16 protein-coding genes are annotated in these 15,492 nt (G+C 68.5%); 6 read left to right on the top strand and 10 right to left on the bottom strand.

Annotation, left to right across the window (positions count from 1 at the left end; all coding sequences use genetic code 11):
* Window positions 1-5: 5 nt before the first annotated feature.
* From ACIA12_RS27695 to ACIA12_RS27675, 5 genes are read right to left on the bottom strand one after another with little or no spacing between them, the layout of a single operon-like run.
* Window positions 6-440 (bottom strand): type II toxin-antitoxin system VapC family toxin, encoded by a 435-nt coding sequence (locus ACIA12_RS27695; RefSeq protein WP_396369992.1) that lies wholly within the window; start codon window positions 438-440, stop codon window positions 6-8.
* Window positions 430-699 carry a type II toxin-antitoxin system Phd/YefM family antitoxin gene (locus tag ACIA12_RS27690; RefSeq protein ID WP_396369991.1) on the bottom strand — a complete coding sequence of 90 codons (270 nt, stop codon included), beginning with the start codon at window positions 697-699 and terminating at the stop codon, window positions 430-432. The genes ACIA12_RS27695 and ACIA12_RS27690 overlap by 11 nt, the downstream gene beginning before the upstream one ends.
* A 60-nt stretch (window positions 700-759) precedes the next feature.
* On the bottom strand, window positions 760-1,164 hold the full coding sequence (locus ACIA12_RS27685) for a RidA family protein (protein ID WP_396369990.1): 405 nt from the start codon (window positions 1,162-1,164) through the stop codon (window positions 760-762).
* Between the two features lie 39 nt (window positions 1,165-1,203).
* Window positions 1,204-1,938, bottom strand: coding sequence for an IclR family transcriptional regulator (locus ACIA12_RS27680; protein ID WP_396369989.1), 735 nt, complete (start codon window positions 1,936-1,938; stop codon window positions 1,204-1,206).
* Window positions 1,935-2,954, bottom strand: coding sequence for a sugar kinase (locus tag ACIA12_RS27675; RefSeq protein WP_396369988.1), 1,020 nt, complete (start codon window positions 2,952-2,954; stop codon window positions 1,935-1,937). The genes ACIA12_RS27680 and ACIA12_RS27675 overlap by 4 nt, the downstream gene beginning before the upstream one ends.
* Before the next feature lie 115 nt (window positions 2,955-3,069).
* Here ACIA12_RS27675 and ACIA12_RS27670 point away from each other — a divergent pair, with 115 nt between their 5' ends.
* From ACIA12_RS27670 to ACIA12_RS27655, 4 genes are read left to right on the top strand one after another with little or no spacing between them, the layout of a single operon-like run.
* Window positions 3,070-4,374, top strand: a complete 1,305-nt coding sequence (locus ACIA12_RS27670) for an alanine racemase (RefSeq protein ID WP_396369987.1) — start codon at window positions 3,070-3,072, stop codon at window positions 4,372-4,374.
* Complete coding sequence (locus ACIA12_RS27665) at window positions 4,371-6,002, top strand: amidohydrolase family protein (RefSeq protein ID WP_396369986.1); 1,632 nt, start codon at window positions 4,371-4,373, stop codon at window positions 6,000-6,002. The genes ACIA12_RS27670 and ACIA12_RS27665 overlap by 4 nt, the downstream gene beginning before the upstream one ends.
* Window positions 5,999-6,628: a bifunctional 4-hydroxy-2-oxoglutarate aldolase/2-dehydro-3-deoxy-phosphogluconate aldolase gene (locus tag ACIA12_RS27660; protein ID WP_396369985.1), complete on the top strand. Its 630-nt coding sequence runs from the start codon at window positions 5,999-6,001 to the stop codon at window positions 6,626-6,628. Before ACIA12_RS27665 ends, ACIA12_RS27660 begins: the two co-directional genes overlap by 4 nt.
* Window positions 6,629-6,656: 28 nt before the next feature.
* The gene (locus ACIA12_RS27655) at window positions 6,657-8,051 is read left to right on the top strand and encodes a GntP family permease (protein WP_396369984.1); all 1,395 of its coding nucleotides are present in this window, start codon (window positions 6,657-6,659) and stop codon (window positions 8,049-8,051) included.
* Here ACIA12_RS27655 and ACIA12_RS27650 read toward each other — a convergent pair.
* The 3 genes from ACIA12_RS27650 to ACIA12_RS27640 are packed head-to-tail and all read right to left on the bottom strand — an operon-like array spanning window position 8,044 to window position 10,672.
* A complete protein-coding gene (locus ACIA12_RS27650; RefSeq protein ID WP_396369983.1) occupies window positions 8,044-8,754 on the bottom strand; it encodes a hypothetical protein in 711 nt (236 codons plus the stop codon). The genes ACIA12_RS27655 and ACIA12_RS27650 overlap by 8 nt on opposite strands.
* Window positions 8,754-9,398, bottom strand: a complete 645-nt coding sequence (locus tag ACIA12_RS27645) for a response regulator (RefSeq protein WP_396369982.1) — start codon at window positions 9,396-9,398, stop codon at window positions 8,754-8,756. Before ACIA12_RS27645 ends, ACIA12_RS27650 begins: the two co-directional genes overlap by 1 nt.
* Complete coding sequence (locus ACIA12_RS27640) at window positions 9,386-10,672, bottom strand: sensor domain-containing protein (RefSeq protein WP_396369981.1); 1,287 nt, start codon at window positions 10,670-10,672, stop codon at window positions 9,386-9,388. Before ACIA12_RS27640 ends, ACIA12_RS27645 begins: the two co-directional genes overlap by 13 nt.
* A 133-nt stretch (window positions 10,673-10,805) precedes the next feature.
* Here ACIA12_RS27640 and ACIA12_RS27635 point away from each other — a divergent pair, with 133 nt between their 5' ends.
* Complete coding sequence (locus tag ACIA12_RS27635; protein WP_396369980.1) at window positions 10,806-11,411, top strand: hypothetical protein; 606 nt, start codon at window positions 10,806-10,808, stop codon at window positions 11,409-11,411.
* Here the strand turns inward: ACIA12_RS27635 and ACIA12_RS27630 are convergent.
* Window positions 11,305-12,429: a hypothetical protein gene (locus ACIA12_RS27630; RefSeq protein ID WP_396369979.1), complete on the bottom strand. Its 1,125-nt coding sequence runs from the start codon at window positions 12,427-12,429 to the stop codon at window positions 11,305-11,307. The two genes, ACIA12_RS27635 and ACIA12_RS27630, sit on opposite strands and share 107 nt — an antisense overlap.
* Window positions 12,430-12,839: 410 nt before the next feature.
* On the opposite strand from ACIA12_RS27630, the gene ACIA12_RS27625 reads away from it, so the two are divergent.
* Window positions 12,840-13,871: an alpha-hydroxy acid oxidase gene (locus ACIA12_RS27625; protein WP_396369978.1), complete on the top strand. Its 1,032-nt coding sequence runs from the start codon at window positions 12,840-12,842 to the stop codon at window positions 13,869-13,871.
* An 833-nt stretch (window positions 13,872-14,704) separates the two neighbouring features.
* On the opposite strand, the gene rplA is transcribed toward ACIA12_RS27625, so the two are convergent.
* Entirely contained in the window at window positions 14,705-15,427 is a 723-nt protein-coding gene (gene rplA, locus ACIA12_RS27620; protein ID WP_396369977.1) for a 50S ribosomal protein L1, read from the bottom strand.
* Window positions 15,428-15,492 lie beyond the last annotated feature (65 nt).

Here is a 15,492-nt window from a genome sequence, read left to right as displayed (position 1 = left end):
GCCGGTCAGGACGGATGCGCGACCGGGACGACCACGAGAAGTTCTTCGAGACCTTCGAAGTCTTCGGGATTGGTCGTGAAGAGTGGCAACTCCTCGGCGACGGCGATGCTGGCGATCATCAGGTCGGCGACCCGGCGTCGCGGTGTCCGTCCGGCAGCGACGACGGCCGCGCAGATCCGCCCGTAGATGCGGGCAGCCTCGGCATCGAACGGGATCGGGTCGAACTCGCTCTCGGCCCGCTGGAGGACGTCCATCCGCCGGGCCCGCTCCGCATGCTCGTTGTAGGCGGCGTCGCAGCGCACCTGATGGGGGCCCGCCGAGAGCTCGGCCAAAGTGATGGCGGAGATGGCCATCTCGTCGGGTAGCTCAGCGGGATCTATCCACTTCCGCAGGATCACGATGTTCGTGTCGAGCAGCCCCTGGCGGTGATCAGCGGCCATACGGGTCGTCTGCCTCCTGGTCGATGTCGGCCTGCTGGTCGGCGCGGAAGTCTTCCAGCCGGATGTCCGGCGCCGAGTGCGACATCGCGGCGAACTCGCCGCGGGGGACGAAACGCCGCCGGCCGCGGAGCGGGATCAGCTCGCCGATCCGATGACCGTCCCTGGTGACAGTGAAGGCCTGCCCGCCCTGTACGGCGTCCATGATCTCCTTCGACCGCGTCCGCAGGTCGCGCTGAGTGATCTCGGTCTGTGCGGTCATGGCGTCAGGATAGCCTGACATCGCACGTGGTGCTACCGGGTAGCACCACGTGCTCGCCGGTCAGGAGAGGACGGCTAGGGCGTCGATTTCTACCAGCATCTGGGGGAGGGGGAGGCCGGTGAAGACGGTGGTGCGGGAGGGGAGGATGCCGCTGGGGGTGCGTGGGGTGACGAACTCGGCGTAGGCCTCGTTCATCGGGGCGAAGTCGTCGCGGGTGGTGAGGTAGACGCGGAGCATCACGACGTCGTCGAAGGTGGCGCCGCCGGCCTTCAGGATCGCCTCGATGTTCTGCAGGACGCGGGTGGTCTGTGCCTTCACGTCGCCCTCGTTGACGAACGCGCCGCTCTCCGGGTCGACCGAGCCCTGGCCGGACACCTGCAGCACGTTGCCCTTGCGGACTCCCTGGGAGAACATCGGCATCGGCGCGGGCGCGTCGGGGGTGGAGATGGCGGTCTTGTCAGACATTCGAGGGGTTCCTCTCGATCGGTTCGTTGGCGTGGTCGGCTAGTTGTAGTCGGCGCCGATGGCGGCCGTGGTGGCGAGCAGGTCGGGCAGCAGTTCCAGCACCTGCTCATAGTTGAGCAGAACGTCCGGCACCGACACCGACACCGCCCCCACCACCCGGCCGGAGCGCTCGGTGATCGGCGCCCCGATGCAGTTGATGAACGACTCGTGCTCGGCCCGGTCGTGCGCCCACCCCTGCGACCGGACCAGGTCGAGCTCGTCGCGCAGCTGGTCCGGTCCGGTGATCGTGTTCGGCGTGAACCGGTGGTACTCGATGGTCTTCAGCAGGCCTTCCCGCTGGCGCTTCGGCTGCGCGGCGAGCAGCACCTTGCCGACCGCGGTGCAGTGCAGTGCCGCCGGTACGCCGATCTGGCTGTACATCCGCACCGACTGCACGCTGTCGAGCTTGTCGATGTAGATGACCTGCCCGTTCTCGTACGCCGCCAGGTGCACCGTCTGCCCGGTCCGCTGGTTGAGCTGTCGCAGATGCGGAGCAGCAACAGCCCGTACTACGTGCTGCTCCCTCGCGGAGTCCGCCAGTGAGAACAGCCGGGACCCCAGCCGGTAGCGGTGCGACTCGTCGCGGCGTACGAACCGCTCGACCTCCATGGTCCGCAGCAGCCGGAGCACTGTCGTCTTGTGGACGTCGAGCTCGGTCGCAAGCTGGTCCAGGGATCGGTCGCCCTCCCCCAAGCTCACCAGGATCTGCAGGGCTCTGGCCAGGCTCTGACTCACACCACACCTCCCATCAGCGCTGGAGACCTGATACCGGCCGGGCCGACCAGCGTGCTGGCCCAGTCCTCATCGGAGCAGTCCAGCAACGCCTGCCGCACCCGAGCATCGGGAGGCGTCGCGTGGTCGTCCGGCACAGCCAGTACGGCCGCAGCACTCAGGTGTCCCAACCGCAGCCGCTGCTCCATCGGCAACCCCTGCAACGTCCCAGCCAAGTAGCCGGCCGCAAAGGCATCCCCCGCACCCACTGGCTCCACTACATCGACGGTGAGCGCCGGCACTTCGGTACGCCGCCCACCCGGCTCCAGCGCAACTGCCACATGAGCATCCGACTTCACCACGATGGTCGCGCGCGACCCGAACAACTCCCGCAACTCGTCTGGGTCACCAGTGCCCGCGAAGACAGCAGCCTCGTCCGCACCGATCAGCACAACGTCAGCCGCGCGCAGCAGTCGCCACAGCGGAGCAGGGTCGGTGTCACGCCACAGCGCAGGCCGCCAATTGAGGTCCACACTCAAGGTGAAGCCCAAGGTGTCCCGCAGCGCGGCCAGCCGGTCCAGCAACGCGGCAGCCGTAGTGGAGATGGCCGCTGTGATCCCAGTGGTGTGCACGAGCTCAGCACCCACCAACCGATTGCGCACCGCGGGCCTGTCCAGGAAGTCGGTGTCCATAGCGGCCGCAGCCGAGCCGGAGCGGTAATAGTGCATCCGCGTCCGGCCGTTGATCGTGTGTTTCACGTAGAGCCCGGTCGGCCGGATCGGATCGTCCTCGACTCCACCCACCTCGACCCCACGGCTCGCCAGGTCGCGCAGCACGTGCCGCCCGAAGCCGTCGGCGCCGAGCCTCGAGATCCAGCCCGTCGGGATCCCCAGCGCGGCGAGTCCACCCGCGACATTGCACTCGGCGCCGCCGACCGAGCGCCGGAAGGTCTCGACATCCTCCAGCGGGGCACCGGTCTCGGCGGCGAGCATGATCATCGCCTCGCCCAGACAGACCGCCCGAGGTACCAGATCGGCCATCGATGAGTCCTCTCGGGCGAGCTGTCGTTGACGGAAGTTCTGGCGCGATGCTACAACCGAGTGGTCAGAATGCGCAACGAACGTTGCGCATAACGCAATCAGCGCAGAGGACGTCATGTCAGCTTCGTACGATGCCGCCGCCGTCGCAGCCCTGGCCGACCAGCAGGTGAGCTGGCGGGACAAGGCGCTGCCGCCCGCCTTCTGGGGCCGGACCGTCGCCGACGTACTGGCCGCCAAGCCGCGACTGTCCGAGCTGCCAACTCCCCTGCTCACTCTGTCCGCGCCCGGCCTGCAGCACAACGTCGAGACGCTCGCCCGCTGGTGCGCCGAGCACGGGGTCCAGTTGGCGCCGCACGGCAAGACCACGATGGCTCCGGCGCTCTGGGCCAAGCAGCTCGACGCAGGAGCCTGGGGAATCACGCTGGCGAACGCCTACCAGCTAGGAGTCGCCCGGGCCTACGGGGTGAGCCGGGTGATGATCGCGAACGCCGTGGTGTCGCCGCTGCAGCTCCGGTGGATCGCCGATGAGCTCGCGGCCGACCCCGCGTTCCACGTGATGGTGTGGGCGGATTCGGTGCGCACTGTCGAGATCATGGAGGCGGCGCGGGCAGCACACGTCGATTCGGGGGCGCGGCCACTCGACGTACTGGTCGAGGTCGGTGGAGTCGGTGGACGGACTGGTGCTCGTGGTGTCAACACTGCGCTCGCAATTGCTGCCGCTGTCGCCGCTGCGCCGACGCTGCGACTTGCTGGGGTGGCCGGCTATGAAGGGGCTATCGCACACGGGGCTGACGAGGAGGGGCTTGAGCATGTCCGCTCCTACCTGCGGGACCTGGCTGCTGTGCACCAGAGCCTCAAGTACGACGAGGGCGTGGTACCGGTCGTCAGTGCGGGTGGCAGCGCGTACTTCGAGCAGGTGGCGCAGGTACTCGCTCCGCTGACCCAGCAGGGCGCGCGGGTCGTACTGCGGTCGGGCGCCTATATCGCGCATGACGACGGCTACTACCGTCGCATCTCGCCGCTGGGCGCCGAGCCCCGGACCGATGGCGACCGGCTGACACCCGCCATGCACGGCTGGATCCGCATCACCTCGCAACCCGAACCAGGGCTGGCGATCTTCGATGCTGGTAAGCGCGACTTACCATTCGACGAGGATCTGCCGATGCCTCAGCTGCTCCGCCCGCGATCCGCCGGCGAGCATGTACGGCCGGTCGAGGGCATGACGGTGACGAAGATGAACGACCAGCACGGCTTCCTGCGCTTCCCGGCAGACGTTCCCTTGGTGATCGGCGACGAGCTGCGGGTCGGGTTGTCCCATCCGTGCACGGCCTTCGACAAGTGGGACCTGATCCCCGTCATCGACGACCCGGACGCCGACGACCCCGTGGTCGTCGACCTGGTCCGAACCTTCTTCTCATGACAGACCTCCTCATCACGGGCGCGACCGTGATCGACGGCACCGGTGCCGCGGGTTTCCGCGCCGACGTCGCCGTCGACGCCGGCCGGATCGTGGCCGTCGGCAACTACTTGCCCGGCGACTACTTGCCCGGCAGCGACGCCCTGCCGGCCGACCGGGTGATCGACGCGACCGGGCTGGTCGTCGCGCCCGGTTTCATCGACATGCACGCGCACTCGGACCTGCAGATCCTGGCCAACCCGGACCACACGGCCAAGGTCAGCCAGGGCGTCACGCTCGAGGTGCTCGGCCAGGACGGGCTGTCGTTCGCCCCGATCGACGATCCGACCAGGACCGCCGTCCGACGCCAGATCGCGGGCTGGAACGGCGAGCCCGACGACTTCGACTTCTCCTGGTCGACGGTTGCCGGCTACCTCGATCGGCTCGACCAGGGAATCGCCTGCAACGCGGCGTACCTGGTCCCGCAGGGCACGCTGCGGATGATGGTGGTCGGTACTGCGAACCGCCCAGCCACGCCGGCCGAGCTGGACGAGATGAAGCGGCTACTGGCCGAGGGGCTCCAGCAGGGCGCAGTCGGGATGAGCAGCGGGCTTACCTACACGCCCGGCATGTTCGCCGACACCGCTGAACTCGTCGAGCTGTGCAGGGTCGTCGCGGAGTACGGCGGCTACTACAGCCCGCATCAGCGCTCGTACGGCAAGGGCGCACTGGAGGCGTACGGCGAGATGATCGAGATCGCCCGGCAGTCGGGATGCGCCCTGCACCTGACCCACGCGACGATGAACTTCGAGCCGAACAAGGGCCGCGGCGTCGACCTGCTGGCGATGATCGACGAGGCGCTCGCCGACGGCGTCGACATCACCACCGACACCTATCCGTACTTGCCTGGGGCAACCACCTTGTCGGCGATCCTGCCGAGCTGGAGTGCCGAGGGCGGCTCGGACGCGCTGCTCGCCCGGCTGGCGGATCCGGCCGATCGCGAGCGGATCACCTACGAGCTGGAGCAGGTCGGCACCGACGGCTGCCACGGCTGCGTCACCGACTGGAACACGATCGAGATCGGCGGTGTGAAGAACCCGACCCTCAGGGGCGCGGTCGGCAACACTGTCGCCGAGATCGCGGCCGGGATCGGCAAGCCGCCGTCCTGGGTCTTCTTCGACCTGCTGATCCGGGACAACCTCGCGACGACGATCCTGCAGCATGTCGGCCACGAGGAGAACGTGCAGGCGATCATGAAGCACCCGACGCACACGGGTGGTTCGGATGCGATCCTGGTCGGCGGCAAACCGCACCCGCGGGCGTGGGGCACCTTCCCCCGGTACCTGTCCCAGTACGTCCGTGAGCTGGGTGTTCTCGAGCTAGCCGACTGCATCCACCATCTGACCGGCCGGCCCGCTCGACGGTTGCGGCTGAACGATCGGGGGCTGGTCCGCGAGGGGTACCACGCGGATCTCGTGCTCTTCGACCCTGCCGGCGTACGGGACACCGCTACCTTCGACAACCCCCGGCAGCAGGCCGAGGGCATCCCCTGGGTGCTGGTCGGCGGTGTGCCCGTCATCGAGAACGGCCATCGCACCAACGCCCTCCCCGGCCGCGCCATCCGCCGTAGTACCCAGGAAGGAAATATATGACCACGCTTGACCTGCTCCGCGCTGACCGGGTGCTGAGCGTCGTACGCGCTCCGGCTCTCGATGACGCCCGCGACCTGTGCTCAGCACTCGTTGCCGGTGGCATCCATGTGATCGAGCTGACGTTCACCACCCCCGACCTGCCCCGGCACCTCGAGCGGGCCGCTTCCGGTGATACCGGAGCCGTGGTCGGCGCGGGCACCGTGCAGACCGCCGCGCAGGCTCAGTCAGCCATCGACGCGGGCGCGGCCTTCCTGGTCACGCCCGGGCAAGGCCCGGAGGCGGCGGCGATCGTCGCCGCCGCGCACGACGCCGGGATCCCCATCGTGCTCGGGTCCTTCACACCTTCCGAGGTGATGACGGCGCTGGCGCTCGGCGCGGACGCGGTCAAGATCTTCCCCGCGCACCACCTCGGCCCGAAGTACCTGAAGGATCTCAACGGCCCGTTCCCGGGCGTACCGCTGGTGCCCTCCGGCGGCGTCAACGCCGGCAACGCCAAGCAGTTCCTCGAAGCCGGCGCGCTCGCGGTCAGCGCCGGTACCGACGTCGTCTCCCCCGCCGACATCACCGCCGCCAACTGGTCCCAGATCACCAGCAACGCCAAGGCTTTCTGCGCCGCATTGAGCTGATCCGCCCCAACCCCCTCGGAGTGTCCCCATGTCCGGAGCCATCGACTGGCTGCACCATGACACCGCAGGCTTGCTGCTGCTGTGCCTGGTGGCCATCGCGCTGCTGTTGTTCCTGATCATCAAGATCAAGCTCGAACCGTTCATCTCGCTGCTCGCCACCGGCCTGTTCCTGGCCCTGGCGGCCGGGCTGAACGTCCGAACCATCGTCGGTACCGCGCTCAAGTCGAGCGACTCCGTGCTGGAGAAGGGCTTCGGCGGCATCCTCGGCCATATCGCGGTCATCATCGGCCTCGGTACCGTGCTCGGCGCGCTGCTGGAGAAGTCCGGTGGCGCCGACGTGCTCAGCCGGCGACTGCTGAGGCTGTTCGGACCGAAGGGCACCCCGGTCGCGATGGGCCTGGTCGGCCTGATCTTCGGCATCCCGGTCTTCTTCGACATCGGCATCTTCGTGCTCGCCCCGCTCGTGTACGTCGCCGCGAAGCGCGGCGGCAAGTCGCTGGTGCTCTACGCCTTGCCCGTACTGGCAGGGCTCTCGATGACGCACGCCTTCCTGCCACCTCACCCCGGCCCGACTGCCGTCGCCGGACTGCTGCACGTCGACATGGGCTGGCTGATCATCATCGGCCTGGCCTGTGGTCTGCCCGCGTTCGCCGTCGCCGGCATCCTGTGGCCGCTCTACATCGCTCCCCGGGTACCGGTCACCGTGCCGGACGAGTTCCTCGCTGCTGAGGTTGAGGGCGAAGAGAAGCCGGAGCCGTCGCTCGGCCTGGTGATGGCGGTCATCCTGCTACCGCTGGTACTGATCCTCGGTGCGACCTTCGGCACGCTGATCCTCGACCCGCATCGCGATCTGCTGAGCTTCCTCACGTTCCTCGGCAACCCGGCCGTCGCGCTGTTGCTGGCCGTTCTGCTCGCGTACTACCTGCTCGGCGCCCGGCGCGGTATGACGACGGCGGAGTTCAGCGAGCTGAGCAGCAACTCGCTCAAGCCGGTCGGCATGATCCTGCTCGTCGTCGGCGCAGGTGCGTTCTTCGGCGCGGTCATCTCCGCGACCGGTGTCGGTGCCGCGCTCGCCAAGAGCCTTTCCAGCGCAGGGCTTCCGGTACTGCTGCTCGCGTACGTCATCTCGTGTGGTCTGCGGATCGCGCAGGGCTCGGCGACGGTGGCGATCGTGACCACCGGCGGCATCGTCGGTCCGCTGCTGACGGCCGACGGCTACTCGCAGGCGCACCTCGCGTTGATCGCGGCGGCCATCTGCGCCGGCTCGATCATCCTCAGCCACGTCAACGACGGCGGCTTCTGGATCGTCGCGAAGTACTTCAACATGACCGTCAAGGAAACCCTGCTGACCTGGTCCGTCCTCGAAACCATCCTCTCCCTGGTCGGCTTCGGCATGGCGTCTCTCCTCTGGGTGATCATCTAGCTCGATGCGCCACCCTGATGCTGCCGTTGGTCGTGCGCAGGTGGAGTTGGCGTTGCGCACCCAGCTCGTTGGGCAGGTCGAGCTGGGTGCTGCCGTACATCGCGGCGGCGTCGATGGCGTACGAATCGGTCGGGACGAGCACCTGGAGCGAGCCGTTCGTGGTGTTCACCACGACGTTGCGCGGCGGACTGTCGAAGGACAGATCCACCGAACCACCCCGGGCAGTCACCGTCACATCCTGGCTCTGCAGCTGGACCGCGTTGATCGAGCCGTTGCCGGCGACAAGCCGCACGTCACCGGCCAGCCCGGCCAGATCGACCGAGACGCCCGAGGTGGTGAGCTTCACCGAGGCCGACCTCGGCACCCGCACGGTCAGGTCGATCCGGCAGCCAGAGCCGCGACAGGCCGTACTGACCTGCAATTCGTCGCCCGCCGACTTGCGCACGTCGACCGACGGCTCGAGATCGGTGTAGCTCCCACCCACGTTGACGTGCACCTTGTCGTCCGCGCTCGGCGTCACTGTCACCGGAACGTCGGTGACGATGCTGACTCCGTTGCGCGGGAGCGCGTACGCCGAGGAGACGTCGTAGTGGACCTTGCCGCGAATCGTGGCGACGGTGACGGCTCCCCCGCCGAGGACGAGGGCGATGACCGGGATCAGGCCCAGGATGAGCAGCCTGCGCTGGGGACCGGACAGACTCATCAGCTCTCCAGGAACTTCAGTACTGCGCGGACGCGGCGGTGCTCGCCGTCGGTGGGAGCCAGGCCGAGCTTCGCGAAGATGTTGCTGATGTGCTTCTCCACCGAGCCCTCACCGACCACGAGGGCCTGCGCGATCCCGGCGTTGGAACGCCCCTCCGCCATCGCGCGCAGAACGTCCTGCTCGCGTGGGCTCAGCGCTGCCAGTGGGTCGGCCCGGCGTGACCGGACCAGGAGTTGCGAGATCACCTCGGGATCGAGCGCGGCACCACCGGCCGCGACCCGGCGCAGCCCGTCGATGAACTGGTCGACATCCGCGACCCGGTCCTTGAGCAGGTAGCCGACGCCACCGGGGTTGTTGCCGATCAGTTCGCTCGCATACCGCTCCTCGACGTACTGCGAGAGCACCAGCACCCCGATCTCCGGCGACCGCTGCCGAATCACCAACGCCGCGCGCAACCCCTCGTCGGTGAAGGTCGGCGGCATCCTGACGTCGACGACACAGACATCCGGCCGATGCTCATCGACCGCCTTGAGCAGCCCGTCCCCATCACCGACCACAGCCAGTACTTCGCAGTCCTGCTCCTCCAGCAGCCGCACCAGCCCTTCACGCAACAGCACCGAGTCCTCGGCAATCACGACACGCATGGGACCTCCACGGTCAGGGTGGTTGGGCCGCCGAGGGGGCTGACCATCGTGAGCTTTCCGTCGACTCCGGAGACTCGGTCGGCCAGGCCGCGCAGGCCGCTGCCGAGGTCGGCGTCGGCGCCGCCGTTGCCGTCATCGGTGACGACGATGCGCAGTACGTCGTCGATGCGCTGGATGCTGACCTCCGCGCGAGCCGCCTTGGCGTGCTTGGCGACATTGGTCAGCGCCTCGGTCACCACGAAGTACGCGATCGACTCGATCGTCAGCGACGGTCTGGGCGACACCTGCACGTCGACCCGCACGGGCAGCGGCGCGCGGGCCGCCACGGCCGAGATCGCCGCATCGAGCCCGCGATCGGTCAGTACCGGCGGATGCAGCCCTCTGGTCAGATCACGCAGCTCAGCGATCGCCAGCAGCGCCTCGGCGTGCGCCTCCCCGATCAGCGCCTGCAGGCCGGTATCCACACCGCCCGCCTTGTGCTTCGCCCGGCCGAGCGTCATCGCCAGCGACACCAGCCGCTGCTGAGCGCCATCGTGCAGATCCCGTTCCATCCGCCGACGCTCAGCCTCGGCCGAGTCGACCACCTTCTGCCGGCTCGTCACCAGTTGGTCGACGCGCTCGGCCAGCTCACCCGTCTCGGACCGACCCAGACACACCCGGGCGAGTTCGCCACCTCTCCCCGACAGACCCCGGATCAGCAGCGGCGAGACGAGTAGCAGGAAGAGCAACGCGATACCCGAGACGGCCAGAGCTTTGTCGGCCGTGTCGACCGTGAACGGTCCGAGCTGCGCCCGGGCAGCCGCGAACTTGGAGAAGTACAGCGGCAGAGCCATCAGCACCGGCGGTACCGACCAGGCCAGCACGACCCCGATTAGGCCGACCATCGCGAGCGGGAGCAGCAGTACGAAGTACAGGACCTGACGCCACAGCCCCCGATCGGACAGTGCGGCCCGGGCATCGGGGATGCCCGCACCTGTCCGCTGCGGCGGGATGAGCCCGCGGATCACCTGGTTGCGGGTGAGGAGCGCGCGGGACCGCTCCATGCCGCCCAACGCGTACACGACCCGGTTCGCCCAGATGGTGAGCGGCAGGCCGAGGTACGCCAGCGGCAGGCCGAGTACGGCGACGCAGAGCATCGCCAGGACCAGCAGTCCCCCGCCGACCACGACAGCCGTGTCCAGTACCAGGTGCACGGTCGCCAGCCACAGGTACGGCGAACGCCAGAGCGCCCACGGCGTCCTGGGCACTACGCCGGCGCCGGGGGTATTGGCCATGGGCAACAACCTACGACGCCCGGTGATCGAGCGGCAGCCGGGAAACCCCCTAGGCACCTGGGGGTTATCCCCCGGTCGGGTTCGTGGGCTGGCCGGGCTGTGCCGTGGCACACATCAAGGAATTCTCGAAGGCATGACGACGCTGATACCCAATGTGCTGGGAGACGCCATCGACGACCGGGTCGCCGAGGCGCTGGATGACTACCTCGCCGAGGGGCGGCTGGACGGGAAGATCCGTCCGCGCCGGTCCGCGGTCGGCATCGCGACTCTGGTCGCGGGCGGAGTGGCGGTCGTGCTGCTGCCTTGGGTGCTGATCCTTGCCGTCACGTTGCCGTCGACCTACCAGGCCAACAACTGGAACCTGGCCTGGATCGGGCTCGACCTGGCCATCGCCGTCACCGCCGGTCTGACCGCCTTCCTGCTGCATCGCCACGATCCGCGTGCGGCGCTGACCGCAGTCGCGGCCGGGACCTTGCTGGTCGCGGACGCCTGGTTCGACATCAGCACCTCCGGTCCCGGTCTCGACCACCATCTCGCGCTCGCCCAAGGCCTGGTGCTGGAGGTCCCGCTGGCGATCGCCGCTTTCGTTCTCGCCAGCAGGACCCTCAAGCCGCCGCGTCCCGAGCGGGCGACTATCGGCCTGTCAGTTCCAGCACGGGTCCCTCATGTAGCGCCTCGTAGACCAGATCGCGGAGTCGATTGGCCTCAGCATCGGTCAGCGTCCGGTCGAGCGGTCTGAGGACCAGCCTGACCAGCACGTTCCGTTGACCTTGCTCGAGTTGGAGCCGTTCTCGCGCGGCCGCGGGCAGGTCGTCGTACGTCGTCTCGCCGCGCACCTCGACCGACTCCGCCGCATCGGCGTCGACGCCCAGGGCCTGCCGCACCCGGTCACCGAGCACCTCGTCGGAGATGTCGACGTCGGGGCCGACCACGACCGACAGGTCGCGGCGTACGGCGGGCATTGCGGAGACCGGCTTGTACGGCGTGAGATCCAGCATCTGCTCGGCGACTCGTGGATCGGTTGACCTGAGCAACCGGATGTCCCGGATCCCCTTGCGCAGCATCAGCAGCCGGTCGAGACCGGGGCCCATCGCGAGTCCCGTCCAGCTCTCGTCCAGCCCGGCCTTGCGGAGTACCGCCGGAGCCGCGACCCCACACTCGCCGATCTCGATCCATTGGTCGTCGAGCAGGACGTCGATCTGACGGCCGTGGATCGTGTACGGATGCACGGCGGGGACGGTGCGGTAGGTCTGGCCGGGGAGGACCGTTTCGACGAGGTTGGCGATCATGGCCTCCAGCTCGGGCTCGCCGAGGGTGACGTTGCGGCTGATCCGCCAGAGGTCGAGCTGGTGCGGCGTACCGGTGTGTTGCCAGTCGACGGAGTCGCGGCGGTAGCAGATGCCGGCGCAGACCATCAGTACGTCGGAGGCCTCCTTCGAAGCGGCAAGCTCCCGCAACGCGGGCGGGATCATCGCGGAGGTGTGGCTTCTCAGTACTTGGGTCGGCGAGGCGTACCGGGTGTAGCGCTCTTCGCGGGTCACCGCGCCGGCGGCGTACCCGAGGTTGTCGTAGTTGTCGGCGAGGGTGACGACGGGATGATCTCGGCGGGTCGAGATCTCCGTGTACGGCCAGGCCTGGGCGAGTGCTGTGCGTACCTGGTCCACTATCAGTTGGATCCCATGCGGGCCTTGAGCCGGGTCGGCCAGGTCGCGCAGGGCCAGGTTGTCGTTGAGTTCTTGGGCAGTGAGTACAGCCATGGGTTATCTCTCCTGTGAGCAGCGGGTCCGAGGGCGAACACACCCCGACCGGCCGCGGTCACCTCAGGAGAGAGCGCAGCAGCGACTCACCCCGTCGGCACCACTGTGCCGGCCGGGGCGCAAAAATCGCCGCCCGTACTGCTTCACGCCCCCAACAATACCCGCGGACCCAACCACTCCGCCCGCCTATTCCACCCGCGCCCCGCACTACCCGAGTCGCTCCTCAGCGAGCCGCCCAGGCGACGCGGCGACCTTGGGCACCGAGCAGTCACCCCTGGCCCGAGAGGCGACTAGCCGGTGCTCAAGGTCGATCTGCGGGCCGACTTTGAGCACCGGGTGGGGACGATAGGCGCGAAAGGCTGGCTGGGCGGTGCTCAAGGTGGCACTGGGTGGGTGGAAGGATCGGGGGCATGCGATGGATTGACGGGCTCGAAGCGGCTGCCGGGGAGAAGTTGGCGGAGCCGGTGCACCGGTACTTTCGGCAGGGGTCGGCGGGTGGGGTCAGCGCTGGGGAGGCGGTGGCGGCTTGGAGTTCGTACCGGTTCCGGCCGCGGGTGCTGACTGATGTGTCGACGGTGGACATCTCGACCTCTGTGCTGGGGACACCGGTCGACCTACCGGTGCTGGTCGCGCCGACAACCCTGCAACGCCAGGCCGATCCATCAGGCGAGCGGGCCATGGCCGCGGGCGTCCGCGACGCCGGCTCCCTGCTCGCAGTCTCCAGCAACGCCGGAACCACTTTCGCCGACATCGGTTCGGTCGGTACGCCGTGGTGGGTGCAGATCTATGTGGTGAAGAACCGCGACATCACGCTGAAGATGCTCGACGCGGCGGTCGCGGGTGGCGCGCGTGCCGTCGTACTGACCGCAGACACTCCCGTGGTCGGGCGCAAGGAGGACGACGGCCCGACCGTCTGGGAGGTGATCCAGCCCGGCGACCTGCTCGCGAACCTAGATGCGGACGACTATCCCGACGAAGACCTCGCCAAGGCCGACGACCTAACCCCCGACGTCATCGGCTGGCTGACCGAACGCACCGGCCTCCCGGTCCTCGTCAAAGGCGTACTCCGCGGCGACGACGCCAAGCGCTGCTCCGACGCCGGCGCCGCCGGCATCATCGTCTCCAACCACGGCGGCCGCCAACTGGACGGCGCAATCCCCACCGCCCAAGCCCTCCCCGAGGTAGCAGCAGCCCTGGCCGGCACCCCCACCGAACTCTACGTAGACGGCGGAATCCGCCGAGGCGAACACATCCTCGCCGCCCTGGCCCTAGGCGCCCGAGCCGTCCTACTCGGCCGCCCAGCCCTCTGGGCCCTAACCGTCGCCGGCTCCGCCGGAGTCACCCGCCTGCTAACCGACCTAGGCGAAGAACTAGAACACGCCATGCGCCTAGCCGGCACCCCCACCCTCGCAGCCCTAACCCCAGACCTCATCGCCAGATAGCTCCCACCACCACACCACCCCCAACCACCACCCGCGCCCCTGGCCAGCCCACCACCCTGGTGGCCAGCCCACGCCATCCCGCCCACCCCGCAGCTACCCCCGCCTGGCCACACCACCCCGGCCCGCAGCTACGCCGGCCACACCCGCCACAGCCAGGCCACACGATCCGGCCAGACCCCGCCCACCCGGCCGGCTCACAGCCACCGCCCCCCGGTCACTCCGGTCACCCGCCACCCCGCCACACCGCCACCCCGCACCGGTCACTCCGGTCACTCGACACCCGCCACACCGCTCCGGTCACAGCCCACCCGCCATCCCCCGCAGACCCACCACTCGGTCAGGCCGCGGCCACCCCGACCAGCCCACAGCTGCCCCGCTCCAGTCACACCCACACAGACCACCACCCCGGTCAGGCCGCGGCTACCCCAACCAGCCCGCCCGAGCCCCGTCACCCACCAGGTGCTCACCTCCGCGAGGCACCCCAGCCCCGCACCCAGCACCACCACCCCCAGACACTCCCCTGCGTGGGATCGGAGCCACCCTGCCCAAGCCAAGTAATCGACGCATGAGCCCGCGTGCACTCACACGAGGGCGGCCGGAAACGAACAGCGCAGGGGCGCGTGGGGACAGCACCACACCAGGCACCCACCCCTGCGCGGGACAGCACCTAGCTCTCACCAAGCGGGCGAAGCACGCGTGCATTCGCAGGAGGGTGGGCGGGAGCGCCCGGAGCAGCGAGCGACGAAGGGGCGAGCAGCGGAGGGCGCGTGGGGATATGCAGAACGCCCCGGTCGACAGACCGGGGCGTTCTGGTGAAGACGGAGTGGAGAGGCTCAGGCCTCGTCGTTCTCCTCGAGCAGGTTGCGGGTCAGGTTGGGGTCAACCTGGACGCCCGGACCCATCGTCGTCGAGAAGACGGTCTTCTTGATGTAGCGACCCTTCGAGCTGGAGGGCTTCAGCCGGAGAATCTCCTCCAGTGCGGCGCTGTAGTTCTCCACCAGCTGGGCCTCGTCGAAGGAGACCTTGCCGATGATGAAGTGCAGGTTCGCGTGCCGGTCGACGCGGAACTCGATCTTGCCGCCCTTGATGTCCGTGACAGCCTTCGTCACGTCCGGGGTGACCGTGCCGGTCTTCGGGTTCGGCATCAGACCACGCGGTCCGAGGACGCGACCCAGCCGGCCGACCTTGCCCATCATGTCCGGGGTGGCGACGACGGCGTCGAAGTCGAGCCAGCCGTCGGTGACCTTCTTGATCATGTCGTCGTCACCGACGTAGTCGGCGCCGGCGGCCAGTGCGGCCTCGGCCTTCTCACCGGTGGCGAAGACGAGGACCCGTGCCGTCTTGCCGGTACCGTGCGGAAGGTTGACGGTGCCGCGCACCATCTGGTCGGCCTTGCGAGGGTCGACCCCGAGCCGCATCGCGACGTCGATGGTCGAGTTGAACTTCTTGCCGGTCGCACCCTGCTTGGCGAACTTGATCGCCTCGAGCGGGGTGTACAGGTGGTCGAAGTCGATCTTCTCCGCGATCGCGCGGTAGCTCTTGCTGCGCTGTGCCATGTTCAAATCTCCTGTGTACGAACGCGTTGTTCGGCGTTCGCGTCGTGGTGTAAACGGGCGAACTG

Origin of the sequence: Kribbella sp. NPDC051620 (assembly GCF_044453825.1) — a bacterium.
Classification (GTDB): Bacteria; Actinomycetota; Actinomycetes; order Propionibacteriales; family Kribbellaceae; genus Kribbella.
Note: the sequence above shows the minus strand (reverse complement) of the source record. Positions and strands in the feature narration are given on the sequence as shown.